The organism is Rhodococcus ruber (genome assembly GCF_027270735.1).
GTDB classification, from domain to species: Bacteria; Actinomycetota; Actinomycetes; order Mycobacteriales; family Mycobacteriaceae; genus Rhodococcoides; species Rhodococcoides rubrum_A.
This window is the reverse complement of record NZ_JAPWIJ010000004.1, coordinates 279,160-296,287: the sequence shown is the minus strand read 5'-3', so window position 1 is coordinate 296,287 and position 17,128 is coordinate 279,160. Positions and strand designations below refer to the sequence as shown.

The 17,128-nt window shown below is 64.7% G+C and carries 17 protein-coding genes; 4 read left to right on the top strand and 13 right to left on the bottom strand.

Annotation, left to right across the window (positions count from 1 at the left end):
- Positions 1–7: 7 nt before the first annotated feature.
- The 6 genes from O4220_RS11345 to O4220_RS11320 are packed head-to-tail and all read right to left on the bottom strand — an operon-like array spanning position 8 to position 5,546.
- Entirely contained in the window at positions 8–1,282 is a 1,275-nt protein-coding gene (locus tag O4220_RS11345; RefSeq protein ID WP_269604168.1) for a deoxyguanosinetriphosphate triphosphohydrolase, read from the bottom strand.
- Between the two features lies 1 nt (position 1,283).
- On the bottom strand, positions 1,284–2,000 hold the full coding sequence (locus tag O4220_RS11340) for a YdcF family protein (protein ID WP_269604166.1): 717 nt from the start codon (positions 1,998–2,000) through the stop codon (positions 1,284–1,286).
- A 55-nt stretch (positions 2,001–2,055) separates the two neighbouring features.
- The gene (locus tag O4220_RS11335; RefSeq protein ID WP_269604164.1) at positions 2,056–2,664 is read right to left on the bottom strand and encodes a response regulator transcription factor; all 609 of its coding nucleotides are present in this window, start codon (positions 2,662–2,664) and stop codon (positions 2,056–2,058) included.
- The gene (locus O4220_RS11330; protein WP_269604162.1) at positions 2,661–3,770 is read right to left on the bottom strand and encodes a sensor histidine kinase; all 1,110 of its coding nucleotides are present in this window, start codon (positions 3,768–3,770) and stop codon (positions 2,661–2,663) included. The genes O4220_RS11335 and O4220_RS11330 overlap by 4 nt, the downstream gene beginning before the upstream one ends.
- Positions 3,771–3,816: 46 nt before the next feature.
- A complete protein-coding gene (locus O4220_RS11325) occupies positions 3,817–4,620 on the bottom strand; it encodes an ABC transporter permease (protein WP_269604159.1) in 804 nt (267 codons plus the stop codon).
- Positions 4,617–5,546: an ABC transporter ATP-binding protein gene (locus O4220_RS11320; protein WP_269604157.1), complete on the bottom strand. Its 930-nt coding sequence runs from the start codon at positions 5,544–5,546 to the stop codon at positions 4,617–4,619. The genes O4220_RS11325 and O4220_RS11320 overlap by 4 nt, the downstream gene beginning before the upstream one ends.
- A 122-nt stretch (positions 5,547–5,668) precedes the next feature.
- On the opposite strand from O4220_RS11320, the gene O4220_RS11315 reads away from it, so the two are divergent.
- Positions 5,669–7,699 carry a TPM domain-containing protein gene (locus O4220_RS11315; RefSeq protein ID WP_269604155.1) on the top strand — a complete coding sequence of 677 codons (2,031 nt, stop codon included), beginning with the start codon at positions 5,669–5,671 and terminating at the stop codon, positions 7,697–7,699.
- 65 nt (positions 7,700–7,764) lie between these two features.
- Here the strand turns inward: O4220_RS11315 and O4220_RS11310 are convergent, their stop codons facing one another.
- Complete coding sequence (locus O4220_RS11310) at positions 7,765–9,150, bottom strand: glycine--tRNA ligase (protein ID WP_269604153.1); 1,386 nt, start codon at positions 9,148–9,150, stop codon at positions 7,765–7,767.
- A 342-nt stretch (positions 9,151–9,492) separates the two neighbouring features.
- Between O4220_RS11310 and O4220_RS11305 the strand changes: the two genes are divergently transcribed.
- Positions 9,493–9,831 carry an ArsR/SmtB family transcription factor gene (locus O4220_RS11305; protein ID WP_269604592.1) on the top strand — a complete coding sequence of 113 codons (339 nt, stop codon included), beginning with the start codon at positions 9,493–9,495 and terminating at the stop codon, positions 9,829–9,831.
- Entirely contained in the window at positions 9,828–10,268 is a 441-nt protein-coding gene (locus O4220_RS11300) for a Fur family transcriptional regulator (protein ID WP_269604151.1), read from the top strand. The genes O4220_RS11305 and O4220_RS11300 overlap by 4 nt, the downstream gene beginning before the upstream one ends.
- Before the next feature lie 7 nt (positions 10,269–10,275).
- On the opposite strand, the gene O4220_RS11295 is transcribed toward O4220_RS11300, so the two are convergent.
- The 4 genes from O4220_RS11295 to recO are packed head-to-tail and all read right to left on the bottom strand — an operon-like array spanning position 10,276 to position 13,341.
- Positions 10,276–11,268 carry an iron-siderophore ABC transporter substrate-binding protein gene (locus O4220_RS11295; protein WP_269604149.1) on the bottom strand — a complete coding sequence of 331 codons (993 nt, stop codon included), beginning with the start codon at positions 11,266–11,268 and terminating at the stop codon, positions 10,276–10,278.
- A gap of 49 nt (positions 11,269–11,317) precedes the next feature.
- Entirely contained in the window at positions 11,318–11,740 is a 423-nt protein-coding gene (locus O4220_RS11290; RefSeq protein WP_269604147.1) for a hypothetical protein, read from the bottom strand.
- Positions 11,733–12,551, bottom strand: coding sequence for an isoprenyl transferase (locus O4220_RS11285; protein WP_269604145.1), 819 nt, complete (start codon positions 12,549–12,551; stop codon positions 11,733–11,735). Before O4220_RS11285 ends, O4220_RS11290 begins: the two co-directional genes overlap by 8 nt.
- Positions 12,508–13,341, bottom strand: a complete 834-nt coding sequence (gene recO / locus O4220_RS11280; RefSeq protein ID WP_008715506.1) for a DNA repair protein RecO — start codon at positions 13,339–13,341, stop codon at positions 12,508–12,510. Before recO ends, O4220_RS11285 begins: the two co-directional genes overlap by 44 nt.
- A gap of 73 nt (positions 13,342–13,414) precedes the next feature.
- Here recO and O4220_RS11275 point away from each other — a divergent pair, with 73 nt between their 5' ends.
- The gene (locus tag O4220_RS11275; RefSeq protein WP_269604144.1) at positions 13,415–14,836 is read left to right on the top strand and encodes an amidase; all 1,422 of its coding nucleotides are present in this window, start codon (positions 13,415–13,417) and stop codon (positions 14,834–14,836) included.
- A gap of 18 nt (positions 14,837–14,854) precedes the next feature.
- Here O4220_RS11275 and era read toward each other — a convergent pair whose 3' ends face one another.
- Complete coding sequence (gene era / locus O4220_RS11270) at positions 14,855–15,769, bottom strand: GTPase Era (protein WP_032379164.1); 915 nt, start codon at positions 15,767–15,769, stop codon at positions 14,855–14,857.
- A 17-nt stretch (positions 15,770–15,786) separates the two neighbouring features.
- Positions 15,787–17,109: a hemolysin family protein gene (locus O4220_RS11265; RefSeq protein ID WP_032379165.1), complete on the bottom strand. Its 1,323-nt coding sequence runs from the start codon at positions 17,107–17,109 to the stop codon at positions 15,787–15,789.
- Between the last annotated feature and the right edge of the window lie 19 nt (positions 17,110–17,128).

Below are 17,128 nucleotides of genomic sequence, written 5' to 3'. Positions count from 1 at the left end.
GGAGCGATCAGCCCCAGCTGGCCTGCGCTCCCAGAGAACGTTTGTCGATCAGTTCGAGTCGACTTTCGGTGTACGAGGCAATCTGATCGACGACCACTCGGGTTCGTTCGGCGTCGCTGTCTGCACGCTGCCAGGCCGGGACCAGGATGGGGTCCAACTCTCCTGGAGCCGAGCGCAGCAACCACTCGGCGACGCGGTGGATTCGATCACGCTGGCGCTCCTGGCGGATCTTGTGGCCGGCGTCGGACATCACGTACCGCAGCGCCATGGTCTTGAGCAAGGCAACTTCCGAGCCGACGATCGACGGCACCACGAGGTCCGCGTCGTACCGGCTCAACGGCGCGGTGCCGTATCTCTCGTGGGTCCCCTCGATGGCGGCTGTCGCGAAGCGCCCGACCAGTTCGCTCGTCATGTGCTTGAGTGCGACGGATGCTTCGAGGGTGCCGTCGTAGCGTCCGACGGCGATCACGACGGGCATCCTCGACAACCGGCTCGCAGCGTCGATCAACTCGTCGACATCGAGTCCGCGAAATTCCGAGACGCCGAGTTCGGCGAGGGCGCGTTGCTCGATCGGGTCGGACAGCGCGCGGAGATCGATGCGGGCGTCGATGACCCCGTCCTCCACATCGTGCACCGAGTAGGCCACGTCGTCGGACCAATCCATGGTCTGCGCTTCGAGGCACTTGTGCTTGTCCGGTGCACCGTCACGTACCCAGCCCAGAATCGCGGAGTCGTCGTCGTAGGCACCGAATTTCGCGCCTGGTGCCGGCCGGATCCATGGATACTTGGTCGCAGCATCGAGAGATGCTCGGGTCAGGTTCAATCCCGCGCTGCGCCCGTCGGCGTCGAGGATCTTCGGCTCGAGGCCGGTGAGAATGCGTAGGTTCTGCGCGTTGCCCTCGAACCCACCACAGTCCGCGGCCACTTCGTCGAGGGCCCGTTCCCCGTTGTGGCCGTACGGCGGATGGCCGATGTCGTGGGCCAATCCCGCAAGATCGACCAGATCGGGGTCGCTGCCGAGGCCTTCGGCGATGCTGCGTCCGATCTGCGCGACTTCGAGCGAGTGCGTCAGCCGAGTCCGCGGCGTGTCTCCGTCCCGAGGCCCGGTCACCTGGGTCTTGTCTGCGAGTCGGCGCAGTGCAGCGCAGTGCAGCACCCGCGCCCGGTCGCGTGCGAAGGCACTTCGATGCGAGGCGTTGTTCGTTCCCGGTTTCAGGCCTGCGGTCTTCGGGGGTTCGGTGACGAATCGTTCGACGTCGTGCGCCGAGTAGGTGCCGGTCATGTCACTGGCCTGCCGTGTAGGAGAAGTCTGCCGTGAAATGAGTCAGCTGGTACCACAGCAGTGCGCCTGTCTCCCTGGCAATTCCGTGTGCCTGGGATTCTCTGGTGTAGACGGCCGGGCCGGTACGCGTCGGTGACGTCCATGCATCGAGCCCGGCGTCACGCGCCATGGTTCGAGTGCGCAACGAATGCCACGGGTCACTGACCAGCACCACCGACGACTTGCCCTCGTTGCGGAGTGTGTCGCTCACGGCCTCGATGCTTTCGAGAGTGTCCGAGCCGGTCTCGACGGCCACGATGGCGTCCGCCGGCACTCCCTGCTCGATCAGATAGTTGCGACCCGACGCGGCCTCGGTGAAGAGGTCGCCTTCCTGCTTGCCGCCGACGGTGACGATCTCGGGGGCGATGCCCCGCTCGTACAGCGACGCGGCCTGGGACAGTCGGGCCTCGAACACCGTCGAGGGCGTCCCGCTGTACTGCGCCGCACCCAGCACGACGATGGCGTCGGCCCTGGAGTAATCGTCGATACGAGCGACCTGCCACACCCGGACCGCAGTACCTGCAACCAGCACCACCGCCATCAGGACCACTCCCGCGACCAGCCGACCGGTCCAACGTCCCAGCGTTCCGAAGAAGCCGAGGCGCTCGGGACCGGGGTCCGAGGCATACCGATCGTCGTACGGGTCGCCGTACGGGTCTCGGTCGAGAGTTGAATTCACCCCTCGAGTTTGCCAGGCCCGTGCATCGGCTCGGTCACGGCGCGCCCCATGGGAGCTACAGCCACCCACGGTCCTCGGCCACTCGCACCGCTTCCGCCCGAGTAGTGGTACCGGTCTTGCCTATCGCGGACGACAGGTGGTTGCGCACGGTCCCCTCCGACAGGTGCACCTGGGCCGCGATGGATCCTGCCGTTCCACCCTGCGCTGCTGCCCGAAGGACTTCCTGCTCACGGGCCGTCAGAGGCGAGACGCCGTCGGTCAGGGTCTCGGTCGCCAGCGTCGGATCGACCACCCGAAGCCCCATGTGCACCCGCCGAACTGCATCGGCCAGCTGCTTGGCTGGAGTGTCCTTGACCACGAAACCCGACGCACCTGCATCGATCGCGCGGCGTAGGTATCCGGGACGGCCGAACGTGGTGACGATCAGCACTCTCGACTCGGGTGCCACCAAGGTCAGCTCGGCGGCCACGTCGATTCCGTTCTTGCCCGGCATCTCGACGTCGAGCAATACGACGTCGGGTCGATGCTCCAGCACAGCCGCAACCACTTCGTCCCCTCGCCCCACCTCCGCCACGACGTCGAGATCGTGCTCGAGACCGAGCAGTGCCGCGAGGGCTCCACGCACCAGAGCTTGATCGTCTGCCAGCAACAGTCTGATACTCATGGCGCCGCGACCTCCACCTTGAATCCGCCGGTCGGAACCCGGGCGACCGTCAATGAACCACCAGCGGCGCTCACCCGTTCACCCAACCCGCGAAGCCCGTTTCCCCCGCAGGTGTCCTCGGCAGGTCCGCGTCCGTCGTCGACTATGGCAATGCTCGACGACGTCAGCGTCACTCGGCAGTGTTGCGCGTGCGAGTGTCGAACCACGTTGGTCACCGCTTCACGTAGGACCCAACCGAACAGTTCGCGGTGTCTCAGTGGAACGACGTCGGCATCCGCAGGCAGCTCGACATCGATGGCTGCGGCCACCAGTGCTGTTCGTGCACTGGCCAATTCGGTTCCGATATCGATCTGCCGCATGCCGCCGACGGTGCTACGAACATCTGCGAGTGCTTGCCGGGCAAGGGTTTCCACTTCCGCGATCTCGACTGCCGCTCGGGCGGCATCGATCTCGAGCAGCCGTCCGGCCAGTTCGCTCTTGACGGTGATGACGGTCAACGAGTGACCGAGAATGTCGTGTACGTCCCGGCTCATCCGCTCACGTTCGGCGACGATCGCCAGATCAGCCAATTGTTGCCTGGCCACGGCCAATTCGTGGTTGCGCTGGAATACCTGAGTGATGCCCCACGCGGCGGCCGAGCTGATCAGCAACTGAAACGCAAAGAAGTTGTCGGGCTCCCAGGACGAAACGGCGCGGGGTACGAATTCGACGATCACCACCATCACCGCAACCAACGACCATGCTTGGCGGACTGGCAACGTCATCATCGCCAGGACCGCGATGTAGACGGTCGCGCCGAACCCGGTTGTTCCGACCAATGCACTCATCGCGACGGTCAGGGCGACCATCGCACCGAGTGCCATCCACGCCTGGGACGTGGGCAGCGGGTTTCCGCGGCGGTGACCGTTGCGGAACCGCCAGAAGGTGGTCGTGAACACGACACAGAAACCGACGATCGTCAGGACTCCGGCGGACCGAGCCGCCACCGACGGCAGACCGAGAATGTCGTTCAACGGATAGATCAGGTAGATCAGCCAGATGGCTCCGAACATCCAGCCGTATCGCCAGACCCGCCCCTCCGGCAGATCGGCGGTGAACGTGGTCATGTCGCCCACGGTATCTCCGTGGGCGACATGATCGGTGGTTTCCGCGTCAGGCACGCTTGGTGTCTTTTCGGAACAGCAGGGCCGCTCCGGCTACGAACACCGCGGCCCACACCACCAGGTTCACCACGGCGATCACCAGAGTGCCCGCGTCGGCGGACGTGAACGGCGCTCTGGCCACCGTGGCCAGGCCGTAGAGCGGGGTGAACTTGGCCAGCATCGGGAACCAGCCGCTGTCGCCGAGCGGGACGAACAATCCGCCGGCCAAGGCGAGGAAGGCCAGTACAGGTCCGAGGATCTGCATGACGTTCTCCGAGGGCAGCAGGTACCCCATGAACAACCCGAATGCGGCGAACACCGCTGATCCGAGCCACGCGATCACACCGCAGGCGAGCCACACCCAGATCGGCATATCGGCTCCGAAGAATTTGGCGACGACGAACACCACGACGATCGCAGCGGCACCCATCGTCATGGCCACGAGGACCTTGGTGATGATGTAGGCCACGGGCTTGAGCGGGGTCAACCGCAGCTGCCTGCTCCACCCCTGCGCCCGCTCGACCGATACCATCGCTCCCCCGCTGGTCGTGGCGAGCATCGCTCCGTAGACGGCCATGCTGATGGCGATGTAGCCCGTGACGTTGCCGTGCGCGAAGGAGTAGTCGGTCTTGAAGTCCGACTGCGTACCGAAAATGACGAAGAACACCGGCGGCATCACCAACGTGAAGATCAGCGTCCGCTTGTTTCGGAACAGTCTGCGGATTTCGAGTCCGAGGAAGGTGGGCGAGAATCCGCCCCAGGCAACGGCTCTGGCGGATGTGCGGGCGGTTGCGGACGGCGTGGTCGTGGTCATCGGATGCTCCCGGCGAGGTCGTTTTCGGCTGGGTCGTTTTCAGAATCGGTGGTCAGGGCGAGGAATGCGTCCTCGAGGTTCCGCGAGACGATCTCCAGATCGGTCGCATGCGCGTCGTTGAGCAGGTATCGAGCCACCGCATCGGAATCTCGGCCGTGCACGATCACCCGGTCGCCGCGAGTTTCGACGCGGTCGACTCCGGGCAGAGCGAGCAACATGGACCGGTCGACGCCGGGCAGCGTGGCGGTGACGGTGCGTCCTGCAGCCAGGTTCTTCACCTCGGCGGCGCTGCCGTCGGCGACGATCTTGCCGTGCCGCACCAGCACGATCCGGTCGGCGTAGGCATCGGCCTCGTCGAGGTAGTGCGTTGCGAACAGCACCGTTCGGCCGGTGCTCGCGTCCTGGCGAATGGCGTTCCAGAAGTCGCGACGGCCCTCGACGTCCATGCCGGTGGTCGGCTCGTCCAGCACCAACAAGTCCGGGTCGGGCAGCAGTGCGAGTGCGAATCGCAGTCGCTGTTGCTGGCCGCCGGAGCATTTCGCCACTCGCCGGTCGCCGATGTCGGCGATGCCGGCCCGGGTCAGCACTTCCTTCACCGACCGCGTGTGGGCGAACAGTGCCGACGTCAGCTCGACGGTTTCGCGAACGGTCAGGTCGCGGAGCAACCCACCGGTCTGCATGACGGCCGAGATTCGCCCCTGGGCGATGGCGTCGGCGGGCGTTCCTCCGAACACCGACACCGTCCCGGTGGTGGGTGTTGCCAGGCCGAGCATCATGTCGATGGTCGTCGTCTTTCCGGCTCCGTTGGGCCCGAGGAATGCGACGACCTCGCCGGGTTCGATCGACAGGTCGATCCCGTCCACCGCACGGACCGATCCGTATGTCTTGGTGACGCCTCGCAGTTCGACTGCCTTCGTTGTGGTCATGACAGTTACTCTGCTGCGGTCCGAGCACATCCACCTCGACCGAGCGTCACGATTGCACGATGACAACTGTCATGGATCGACCTGCTCGATTCGGACACGACCCAGCCGGTAGATTTCACCGCATGGCAGTCCAGCACCGGCGGCACTCCAGCGCCGCAGTCCGTAGGTCGGTTCATCGATTTCGTCGTCTCGCCGCTACGGGTGCTCTGACCCTGTTCGCCGCGGTTCTGCTCGCGCCGGGGGTTGCATCCGCCGAGGCTCCCTCGCGGCTGGCCACCCAGATCACCGACAACGTCCAGGCTCTCGACCCCGATTCGCTGGCCGAGGTGCAGACCTCCATCGACGATCTCTACGGCAGCAGCCAGCTCAGGCTGTGGGTCACCTACGTTGCGGATTTCGACAACATGTCGGCCGCGAGCTGGGCCGAGCAGACGGCCGTGAGGAGCGACCTCGGTCAGCGTGACGTCCTACTCGCCGTGGCTACCGTCGACCGCTCCTACTACCTCGCTGTCAACACTGGTCTCTCGCAGATCACCACGTCCGAGCAGGACGACATTCGCGTCAACGACGTCGAACCCGCACTGGGCGAAGAAGATTGGTCGGGAGCTGCCATCGCGGCTGCCGGTGCGCTCGGCGAGGCCTATGCGTCGAGCGGCGACGGTGGATCGTCGGCACCGCTGCTGATCGGGGTCGGTGTGCTGGCGGTTGCAGGCGGCGGCGCTGTCGTCTACTCCTCGCGGCGCAAGAAGGCCAGGGTGGCCGCGGAGGTGGAAGCCGTGGCGAAGATCGACCCGAGCGACCCGGCCGCACTGGCTGGCTTCCCGATCGACGTTCTCGACACCCGCGCCAAGGAAATTCTTATCGAGACCGACAACGCCGTGCGGGCGAGCGAGGAAGAATTGACCCTCGCCCGAGGCGAATTCGGCGATTCGGCAGCCGCTCCGTTCATCACCGCGTACGACAACGCAAAGAACGCTCTGGCCTCTGCCTTCGAGATCCGCCAGCGCCTCGACGACGCCATTCCCGAAACCCCCGATCAGCGGCGAGCGATGCTCGTCGAGATCATCTCCTCGTGCGGCCAGGCGGATCGCGAGCTCGATTCTCGGGTCGAGGAATTCGACGGATTTCGCGACCTCGTCATGAATGCAGACTCGCATCTCGACGAGCTCACCCAAGCCATCATCGGCTTGACAGTGCGCATTCCGCAGTCCGAAACCGTACTCGCTCAGCTGCATTCGGAATTCTCCGAGACCGCACTGAAGTCGATAGCCGACAACGTCACGATGGCCAAGGATCGAGTTGCGCTGGCCGAGGAGAACATCGAAGCCGGCCGCAAGGCCGCAGCACTTCCGCCAGGAAAGCAGGGGCCGGCCGTCACCGCCATTCGGACCGCAGAACGAGCCCTCGATCAGGCGAAGTCTCTGCTCGATGGAGTCGACCACGCCCGCGACGACATCGGGCACGCAATAGCCACCCTGCCCGACGCCATCGCCGACGTCCGGCGCGACATCGAGCAGGCCCGCGGACTGGCCGAACACGGCGGTGCCGAACTGCAGGCGGCGATGGCCGCGGCACAGACGGCGTTGAAGAATGCGGAGACGGCGCAGTCGAGCGATCCGCTCGGTAGTTACACCGCCCTTGCCGCAGCAGATTCCGAACTCGAGAAGATCGTCGACGAAGCGTCGGCGGAGAAGGCGGCCGAGGACCAGCTGCGGGCGCGTCTGGAACGCGATATCGCGGCTGCTCAGGCGCAGATCACCGCTGCTGCGGACTACATCTCGACGCGGCGAGGCGGCGTGGGTGCCGATGCTCGAACGCGTTTGTCCGAAGCGGAACGGCACCTCGGTGCGGCTCGTCAGCTCGAGCCGGAGAATCCCGACGAGGCTCTCAAGCACGCGCATGCCGCCAGCCAGTTGGCCTCGCGCGCGTCGCAGATCGCCCAGTCCGACGTGCAGAACTGGGAGAACCGTCACGGACCACGCGGCGGCGGTAGCGGCGGCAACGTAGCAGGCGCTGTGCTCGGCGGAATCCTGATCAACAGCGTGCTGCGCGGAGGTGGCGGAGGATTCGGCGGCGGCTTCGGTGGTGGCGGGGGCTTCGGCGGCGGTGGTGGTGGTGGCGGCGGCTTCGGCGGTGGCGGCGGCCGCTTCTGATTCGACCCCGATATGCCACAGGGCCCGATCTCTCGAGGAGATCGGGCCCTGTCGTGTGGTGAGTTCTATGCGCCGATCAGTCGGGACGCGATGTATCCCTCGACCTGATCGAGAGCTACCCGCTCCTGCGCCATCGTGTCTCGTTCGCGGATGGTGACGGCATGATCGTCGAGAGTGTCGAAGTCGACGGTGATGCAGAACGGGGTACCGATCTCGTCCTGACGACGGTAGCGACGACCGATGGCTCCGGCGTCGTCGAATTCGACGTTCCAGTACTGACGCAATTGCTGCGCAAGATCTTTCGCCTTCGGCGTCAGATCGGCGTTACGCGAGAGCGGGAGCACCGCAACCTTCACCGGGGCAAGACGGCGATCGAGCTTGAGCACGACACGCTTGTCTACGCCGCCCTTGGCGTTGGGAGCCTCGTCCTCGGTGTACGCGTCGACGAGGAACGCCATCAGCGAACGCGTCAGGCCTGCCGCCGGCTCGATGACATACGGGGTGTACCGGGTGTCGGTGGCCTGCTCGTAGTAGCTCAGGTCCTGACCCGACGCCTTCGAGTGCACCGAGAGGTCGTAATCGGTACGGTTCGCGACGCCTTCGAGCTCGCCCCACGCACTGCCCTGGAAGCCGAACTTGTACTCGATGTCCACGGTGCGCTTGGAGTAGTGCGACAGCTTCTCTTCGGCGTGCTCGTAGAGGCGCAGGTTCTCCGGGTCGATGCCCAGGTCGGTGTACCACTTCATGCGGTAGTCGATCCAGTACTGATGCCACTCGTCGTCCTCGCCGGGCTTGACGAAGAATTCCATCTCCATCTGCTCGAACTCGCGGGTGCGGAAGATGAAGTTTCCGGGAGTGATCTCGTTACGGAAGCTCTTGCCGATCTGGCCGATACCGAACGGCGGCTTCTTGCGCGAGGTGGTCAACACGTTGGCGAAGTTGACGAAGATGCCCTGCGCAGTCTCGGGACGCAAGTAGTGCAGGCCCTCTTCGTTGTCGACCGGGCCGAGGAAGGTCTTGAGCAGGCCCGAGAACGCACGCGGCTCGGTCCACGAACCGGGCTCACCGGTCTCGGGGTCGCGGATATCGGCCAGGCCGTTCTCCGGCGGATGGCCGTGCTTCTCTTCGTAGGCCTCGATGAGGTGATCGGCGCGGTAACGCTTGTGCGTGTGCAGCGACTCCACCAGCGGGTCGGAGAACGTCTCGACGTGGCCGGACGCCTCCCACACCTGACGGGGCAGGATCACCGACGAGTCGAGTCCGACGGTGTCGTCGCGGCTGGTGATCATGTTGCGCCACCACTGCTTCTTGATGTTCTCCTTGAGCTCGACGCCCAACGGGCCGTAATCCCAGGCCGACTTGGTACCGCCGTAGATCTCGCCGCACGGGTAGACGAGTCCTCTGCGCTTGGCAAGGTTAGCGACGGTTTCGACTTTGGACTTGGGTGCCACTGGCGGAGCTCTCCATCTTCGGTTACATCGTGCTCGGGTTCATCGTGATTGTCGGTTACATCGCACGAGGGGATGACGCGGGCGGTTTTCGCCCTGATCAGACTATCTGGCTCGGCGGTCGAATCCGAACACCGGTCGAGTTCGGAATTGACATGCGTACCTGTGCATATCACAATGAATACGATTTGCAATAGCGATAACTGCACTAACCTGATGCCAAGACGAAAGATCGTGCAGGGAGAGTTCGCCGAGAACGAGTCGGCAACCGAAGGAGCCGCAACCGTGTCAACCGAGCAGGCCGTTCACACAGATTCGCCGGATCGGCAGGACCCCGAGCATCCGATGCACGAGGACGATCCGTTCGCCGCTGCTCCCCCGGCCCACATTCCGCCGAAGGAGACCCTGGCCGCGGCGGGCGACATTCTGCGCGCGCTTGCGGCCCCGGTGCGGATCGCGATCGTGCTGCAGTTGCGCGAGTCCGAGCGATGCGTTCACGAACTCGTGGTCGCTCTCGGTGTCACGCAGCCGTTGATCAGTCAACACCTCCGGGTGCTCAAGGCTGCGGGTGTTGTGCGCGGTGAACGCAACGGCCGCGAGGTCCTGTACCGACTGGTCGACGATCACCTCTCCCACATCGTCGTCGACGCCGTGGCCCACGCCGAGGAAGGCCGGAACCTGTGACCGAGAAGTCCACCGATACCGCAACGCCGAGACGACCCGTCGTAGTCGGAGTACGAGCCACGAAGCAACGCAGTGCGATCTCGGACTTGCTCGACACCATCGAAGAATTCAAATCCGCGCAAGACTTGCACGATGAATTGCGTAAGCGCGGTGAGGGAATCGGCCTGACAACCGTCTATCGCACGCTCCAGACGCTGGCCGACGCGGGCACGGTGGATGTGCTCCGCACCGACAACGGCGAGTCGGTCTACCGACGTTGCTCCTCGGGCCATCATCACCACCTGGTGTGCCGAGCATGCGGATTCACCGTCGAGGTCGAGGGGCCCACCGTCGAGAAGTGGTCGCAGAGTGTCGCCGAGTCCAATGGCTTCACCGACGTGAGCCACACCATCGAAATATTCGGCACCTGCAGTCAGTGCAGCACGGCGGGTCGCTGAACCTCGCTCACGTCAGGGCGTCTGCCACGCGAGGCACCACCGCGTCGATGGCGAACGGTATCGACAGAACCGAGTTGTACGTGATCGCGCCGCGCTGATCGGTGGACAGCGGAAGGATCGCATCGTTACGCGCTGCCTTCAAAGTCCCGAAGATCGGATTTTCCGCCACGACGTCGATGGGCTCGCCCGTGCCGAGGTACAGCACCACATCGGCGTCGAGCATCGAGATGTTCTCCAACGAGACCGGTACGAAGAAGTTCGTACCGTCGTCCTGAGCGAGAATGGGCTCCGGAACCTTCAATCCCAGCGAGGTGACGAATGTACCGCGGGCATCACCGGGCAGAAATGCGCCGAACTGGCCGTCGTACGGAAGCACCACCGCTGCAGTCTTACCCGCGAACTCCGGATGTGCGGCTCGCACCTGTTCGAGCGCAGCGGTGGTCTGCGCATTCAGCTCCTTGCCACGTTCGGATTCGCCCATCGCGCGCGAGATGGTGTCGGTGGCCACCTCGCGGTCGACGGCGTAGGCCGCCGATCCCGCCGGTCGAGCGATCGTCGGGGCGATGTCACTGAGTTGCGCGTAGGTGGCCTCGTCGAAGCCAGCGTTGAGCCCGGTGATCAAATCCGGTGCCAGGGAGGCGATCAGCTCGAAGTTCGGTTCGGACTCCGAGCCCAGCAGCGTCAGTGGTGCGTCGCCCACCAATTCCTCTGTCCACGGACCGAGTCCGGTCTCGTAGAACGTGTACCCGGTGTTCCCGACCGGCACAGTGCCGAGGGCAATGACGGCGTCGGCGTCGGACACTCCGAGTGTGACTATGCGGGTGGGCTTCTCCGGAACGGTCGTGCTGCCGTAGATGTGGTCGATGACGACCGGGAACGCACCGGCGGAAGATGGTGCCGCCGAGTCGTCCGAGCTCTCTGCCGAACAGGCCATCAGGGACACACCGAGGACGATCACCGCCACCACTGCCGTCGCTGTTCTGGCCAACCGTGCTGTCATCGCATCCGCCTCTACTAGAAGTAAGTACAGGCAAACCTTAGCTGACCGATCAGGGCAGCAGTCCTTCACGCGCCTTCTCGACTCCGGCGAGCACCAGGATCAACATCGTCAACATGGCCTCGTCGTCCAACCCGTTCGCCGGAAAGGTGTAGCGCAGCAGCACATCTGCGAGCTTGTCGTGAGTATTGACAGAGATCGCGCCGAACTGCGAATCGGCATTGCGGTCCGAGACCTTCTTGTGCAGGGCAGCCTTGAGCGGCCTGTCCCACGCCAACACCGCGGTGAGCGAGAGCACCTCGAGTTCGGGCGACAGCTGTACGGCCCGCAACGAGCACAACGCACCGGCGTAGTCGAAACCGAGTGACCCCTCCTCCCCGACGGTCACCGTGGCGAACTGCGACAGCGCCAGCCGAGCACGCGTCTGCAACGTCAACTCATCGGGGTTGTCGATACCCTGTACTTCGTCACTCATATTTCACTCCGCCGAATCGTCGGTCACGCGAAGCGAATTCGATACACGCCTCCCACAGGTCCCGGCGGTCGAAATCCGGGAAGAGCTTCTTCTGAAACACGAACTCTGCATACGCGGATTGCCACAGCAGAAAATTCGACGTTCGCTGCTCCCCCGACGGTCGCAGGAACAGGTCCACGTCCGGCATATCCGCCTCGTCGAGATATTTCGCGACGGTCGCCTCGGTGATCTTCTCCGGGTTGATCTTCCCTGCGGCAACTTGACGCGCTATTTCCCTTGTGGCATCGGCAATTTCGGCCCGCCCGCCGTAGTTGACGCACATCGTCAGCGTCATCACCGTGTTGCGCTTCGTCAGCTCCTCGGCCACTTCGAGTTCCTTGATGACGCTGCCCCACAGTCGCGGTCGCCGACCGGCCCAGCGCACCCGCACACCCATTTCGTTCATCTCGTCGCGTCGACGCCGGATCACGTCGCGATTGAAGCCCATCAAGAACTTGACCTCGTCCGGACTGCGCTTCCAGTTCTCGGTCGAGAAGGCATACGCAGACAACCACTGCACACCGATTTCGATGCAGCCACAGACGGCATCCATCAGTACAGCTTCGCCCTGCTCGTGCCCTGCGGTGCGCGGTAGACCGCGATCCTGCGCCCACCGACCGTTGCCGTCCATCACCAAAGCGACGTGGCGAGGTATCAGTTCCGGCTGCAGAATCGGCGGCCGTGCGCCCGACGGGTGCGGATCGGGAGGGCGCACTGCCGACTGTCCGTCAGGCCGGGGTTGCGGCTCTCGTCGTCGAATCACGGTCCCCATCCTGCCCGACGGTATCGGCGAACACGGAGTCAGGTTGCGCCAGCGGCACCTGATGCGGGTGCGAGCGTTCGATGAGTGGAAGTGTGCGCAACTGACGTTCCAGATGCCACTGCAGATGAGCCGCAACCAGGCCACTGGCCTGCTTCCGGACCGCATCGGAGGTGGTGACGGTGTAGTCCCACTCCCCTCGCTCCAGGGCCACCATCAAATCCAGCACACCGGTCGATGGCGTGGCAGATCCCGGAGGTCGGCAATGCACGCACACAGCGCCACCTGCGGCGACGTGGAACGCACGATGCGGCCCCACCGCAGCGCATCGAGCGCAGTCCGTCAGTGCGGGAGCCCATCCGGCGAAACCCATCGCGCGCAGTAGATACGCGTCGAGTACCAACTCGGGCGGCCGTACGTGCTGCGCAAGGGCACGCAGCGCGCCGACGGTCAGCTGGTGCAGGCGCTGCGCAGGTGCGTGTTCTTCGCCGGCCAGACGCTCGGCGGTTTCGAGGACTGCACAGCCGGTGGTGTATCGGCCGTAATCGGCGACGATGTCTCCGCCGAACGCGTCGACGGTGTGCACTTGGGTGACGATGTCGAGGTTGCGTCCCGGATAGAGCAGTACGTCGATGTGAGCGAACGGTTCCAGCCGCGCGCCGAACTTGGACTTGGTACGACGCACCCCTTTGGCGACGGCCCGTACGATACCGTTCTCCCTGGTCAACAACGTGACGATGCGGTCGGCCTCACCCAGCTTGTGCTGGCGCAGGACGACTGCGTTGTCACGGTATGGCCTCACGGCTTCCAGTCTCCCACGGGTGCCGGGTCGGTGGCCGCTTCCCGCGCTGGAGAGAAGTCGATACTGTGCCAACGTGGATTTTCATCGGTCGACTCTCGTTGCCCAGGCCGCCGCACTCGCGTCGGGTCGCATCACCTCGGTACAGGCGGTCAGCGAATCACTCGACCGGATCGAGAAGAGCCAACCCACTCTCAACGCCTTTCGAGTCGTGCGCCGCGATGCCGCACTCACCGAGGCCGCCGAGGCGGATCGACTGCGCGCCGCCGGTGGAACCGCGCCCCTGCTCGGCGTTCCGATCGCCGTCAAGGACGATGTGGATATCACCGGGGAGCCGACAGCCTTCGGCTGCGCCGGGCACTTTCCGCCTGCCACCGCAGACTCGGAGGTGGTGCGCAGACTGCGCGCGGCCGGAGCTGTGATCGTGGGCAAGACCAACAGCCCCGAGCTGGGCCAATGGCCGTTCACCGGCGGCACCTTCGGGCACACCCGCAATCCGTGGGACCGTGAGCGCACCCCCGGTGGCTCCTCGGGCGGCAGTTCGGCAGCGGTGGCTGCCGAATTGGTCTCGGCTGCACTGGGTTCCGACGGTGCCGGCTCTGTTCGGATCCCGGCGTCGTGGACGAATCTCGTGGGAATCAAGCCGCAACGGGGACGGATATCGACGTGGCCGGACGCCGAGGCCTTCAACGGCATCACCGTCATCGGCCCGCTCGCGCGCACGGTGGCCGACGCGGCACTTCTCCTCGACGTGGTCTCCGGTGGCCACGACGGTGATCTGCATCGCCCGGCTCCGTTGACCGTCTCGGACGCTGTCGGACGCAACCCCGGCTCGCTGCGAATAGCGCTGAGCCTGCGCAAGCCGTTCATCCCGACGCCTGCCCCGCTGAACCCGGAGATCGCGGCCGCGGCGTACGAGATGGCCGCGGTGCTGAGATTGCTCGGACACCAAGTGGTCGTCGACGATCCCGCATACGGAATGTTGCTGGGGCTCAACTTCTTACCGCGCTCGCTGGCAGGCGTCGCCACGTGGCTCGATCGCCTTCCCGATCCGGCCCTCGCCGACCCGCGCACCCGAGCCAACGCCAAGAGCGGCCGGGCCCTCGCTGGAGCACCGTTGCGCGCAGCCCGCGCGGCCGAACCTCGCATCGGGCGCCGCATCGGCCGGTTCTTCGACGACTACGACATCGTGCTCGCCCCGACGACGGCAACTCCCCCGCCGCGTGTGGACGCCATCGACGGCATCTCCAACGCCGACACCGATCGGGTCATCACCGAGCACTGCCCCTACACGTGGCCGTGGAACGTCCTGGGCTGGCCTAGCGTGAACGTCCCTGCGGGGCTGACGAAGAGCGGACTACCCATCGGACTGCAGTTGATGGGGCACGAATCATCGGAGCCACTGTTGGTGTCGGTTGCCGCTCAACTCGAGAACGTGCTGCAGTGGCACCGCAAGCGCCCCGAACCGTGGTGGACCCAGGTGAGCGAAACTTCGTAGTCTGCTCACCCGGGCGGGTCAGAAGCCGAGCTTGCCCATCTGCTTGGGGTCGGTTTGCCAGTCCTTGGCGATTTTCACGTGCAGGTCCAGATAGATCCTGGTGCCGAGCAACTTCTCGATCTGCAATCGCGACGCCGTGCCGACCTCTTTGAGTCGCGAGCCGCCCTTGCCGATGATGATCGCCTTTTGACTCGACCGCTCGACGTAGAGAATCGCGTGCACGTCGAGCATGTTGTCATGACCCTCGCGGGGCACGACCTCTTCGATGACGACGGCAAGCGAGTGCGGTAGCTCGTCACGGACGCCTTCGAGCGCGGCCTCACGGATGAGCTCGGCCATGAGGATTTCCTCGGGCTCGTCGGTCAGCTCACCGTCGGGGTAGAACGCCGGTCCCGGTGGGAGTTCCGACGCCAGCAGATCGACCAGCTTCTCCACCTGCTCACCGGATTCGGCCGATACCGGAATCACGTGACTGGAGTCGCCGAGGAGCTTCGACAGCGCCATCAACTGCTGCACGACGCGTTCCTTCTTGACCTTGTCGATCTTGGTGACGATGCCGATCAAGGTGGTCTTGGGGGCGATGTGGCGAACCTGCTCGAGAATCCATCGGTCCCCCGGTCCGATCTTCTCGTCGGCCGGGATGCACAGGCCGATGACGTCGACCTCGGAGTACGTATCTTGCACCAGATCGTTGAGCCGCTGCCCCAGAAGCGTTCTGGGTCGGTGCAATCCGGGGGTGTCGACAAGGATCAGTTGTGCGTGCTCGCGGTGCACGATGCCGCGAATGGTGTGCCGCGTCGTCTGAGGACGCGACGACGTGATGGCGATCTTCGACCCCACCAACGCATTGGTCAGGGTGGACTTGCCGGTGTTGGGTCGGCCTACGAAACAGACGAATCCGGATCGGAACTCCCCGTTGTTCTGCTCGGACAAAAGAGCACCTCCAGATTTCAGTGTTGGTGAGTGACGTCCGACGAGTCGTCGTCCTCGGTGGATTCTTCGTCGGGTTCGATCTTTTCGACCAGCACGGTGGTGATGCGGACGCGGCCCTTGGGGTCGGCCCCACCTTCACCGCGCAGCAGCAGTCCGTGGGTCATCACCTGAGCGCCGGGCAGTGGCACGCGGCCCAGCTCGTGTCCGAGCAGTCCGCCGACGGTGTCGACCTCCTCGGATTCGATTTCGATCCCGAAGATCTCACCGAGGTCTTCGAGCGGCACTCGGGAGGACACCCGATAGCGTCCGTCATCGAGCTCCTCGATGGGCGCTACTTCGTCGGAGTCGTATTCATCGGCGATCTCACCGACGATTTCCTCGATGACGTCTTCGATGGTCACCAGGCCTGCGATGCCTCCGTATTCGTCGACCAGCAGGGCCATGTGGTTTCGATCGCGCTGCATCTCGGCGAGCAGACTGTCCAGCGCTTTGGAGTCGGGAACGAACACGGCCGGACGCATCAGCTCGGACACCTGCACCCCGCGGCCACCATCGGTGGAGTAATACGTCTGCTGCACAAGGTCTTTGAGGTACACGACACCGACGACGTCGTCCACGTTCTCGCCGATCACCGGGATGCGCGAGTGTCCACTGCGTACGGCCAACGACGTGGCCTGGCCGGCCGACTTGTCCGACTCGATCCACACCATCTCGGGCCGCGGCACCATGACCTCGCGGGCGGAAGTGTCCCCCAACTCGAACACGGATTGAATCATCCGCCGCTCGTCGTCGGCTACGACGCCGCGCTCGCGGGCCATGTCCACCAACTCGCGCAGTTCGATCTCGGATGCGAACGGGCCGTTGCGAAATCCCTTACCCGGGGTGATCGCATTACCGATGAGAATGAGCAGCCTGCTGATCGGTCCGAGGAGCCACCCGAGCGCGCGCAGCGGAAACGCTGCCGCCAGGGCTATCGAGTACGCGTTCTGCCGGCCGAGGGTTCGCGGTCCGACACCGATCACGACGTAGCTGACCAGCACCATGACCACGGCGGTGATGACCAGGGCCGTCGTGGAATCGATCAGCTGAGTCAGGCCGCCCGCGAGCAGGACGGTGCCGCCGATTTCGCAGAGGATGCGCAGCAGCACCATCAAGTTGACGTAGCGCGGGCGGTCGGCCACCACGACGACGAGTCCGGTGGCACCCGGTCGCTCGTCCTTGACCATGTCGTCGATCCGCGCGCGCGACACCGTGTTCAACGCGGAATCGACGGCGGCGAACAGCCCACCGAGAGGCACCAGAAGGACAGCGAAAACGATGAGTGCAACAGCACTGCTCACGCGTCAGAACCCCGCACTT

Excerpts from the sequence above, each read along its gene's own strand:
- O4220_RS11345 (WP_269604168.1), bottom strand. The coding sequence starts at position 1,282 with ATGACCGGCACCTACTCGGCGCACGACGTCGAACGATTCGTCACCGAA.
- O4220_RS11335 (WP_269604164.1), bottom strand. The coding sequence starts at position 2,664 with ATGAGTATCAGACTGTTGCTGGCAGACGATCAAGCTCTGGTGCGTGGA.
- O4220_RS11330 (WP_269604162.1), bottom strand. The coding sequence starts at position 3,770 with ATGACCACGTTCACCGCCGATCTGCCGGAGGGGCGGGTCTGGCGATAC.
- O4220_RS11325 (WP_269604159.1), bottom strand. The coding sequence starts at position 4,620 with ATGACCACGACCACGCCGTCCGCAACCGCCCGCACATCCGCCAGAGCC.
- O4220_RS11320 (WP_269604157.1), bottom strand. The coding sequence starts at position 5,546 with ATGACCACAACGAAGGCAGTCGAACTGCGAGGCGTCACCAAGACATAC.
- O4220_RS11315 (WP_269604155.1), top strand. The coding sequence starts at position 5,669 with ATGGCAGTCCAGCACCGGCGGCACTCCAGCGCCGCAGTCCGTAGGTCG.
- O4220_RS11305 (WP_269604592.1), top strand. The coding sequence starts at position 9,493 with ATGCACGAGGACGATCCGTTCGCCGCTGCTCCCCCGGCCCACATTCCG.
- O4220_RS11295 (WP_269604149.1), bottom strand. The coding sequence starts at position 11,268 with ATGACAGCACGGTTGGCCAGAACAGCGACGGCAGTGGTGGCGGTGATC.
- O4220_RS11290 (WP_269604147.1), bottom strand. The coding sequence starts at position 11,740 with ATGAGTGACGAAGTACAGGGTATCGACAACCCCGATGAGTTGACGTTG.
- O4220_RS11285 (WP_269604145.1), bottom strand. The coding sequence starts at position 12,551 with ATGGGGACCGTGATTCGACGACGAGAGCCGCAACCCCGGCCTGACGGA.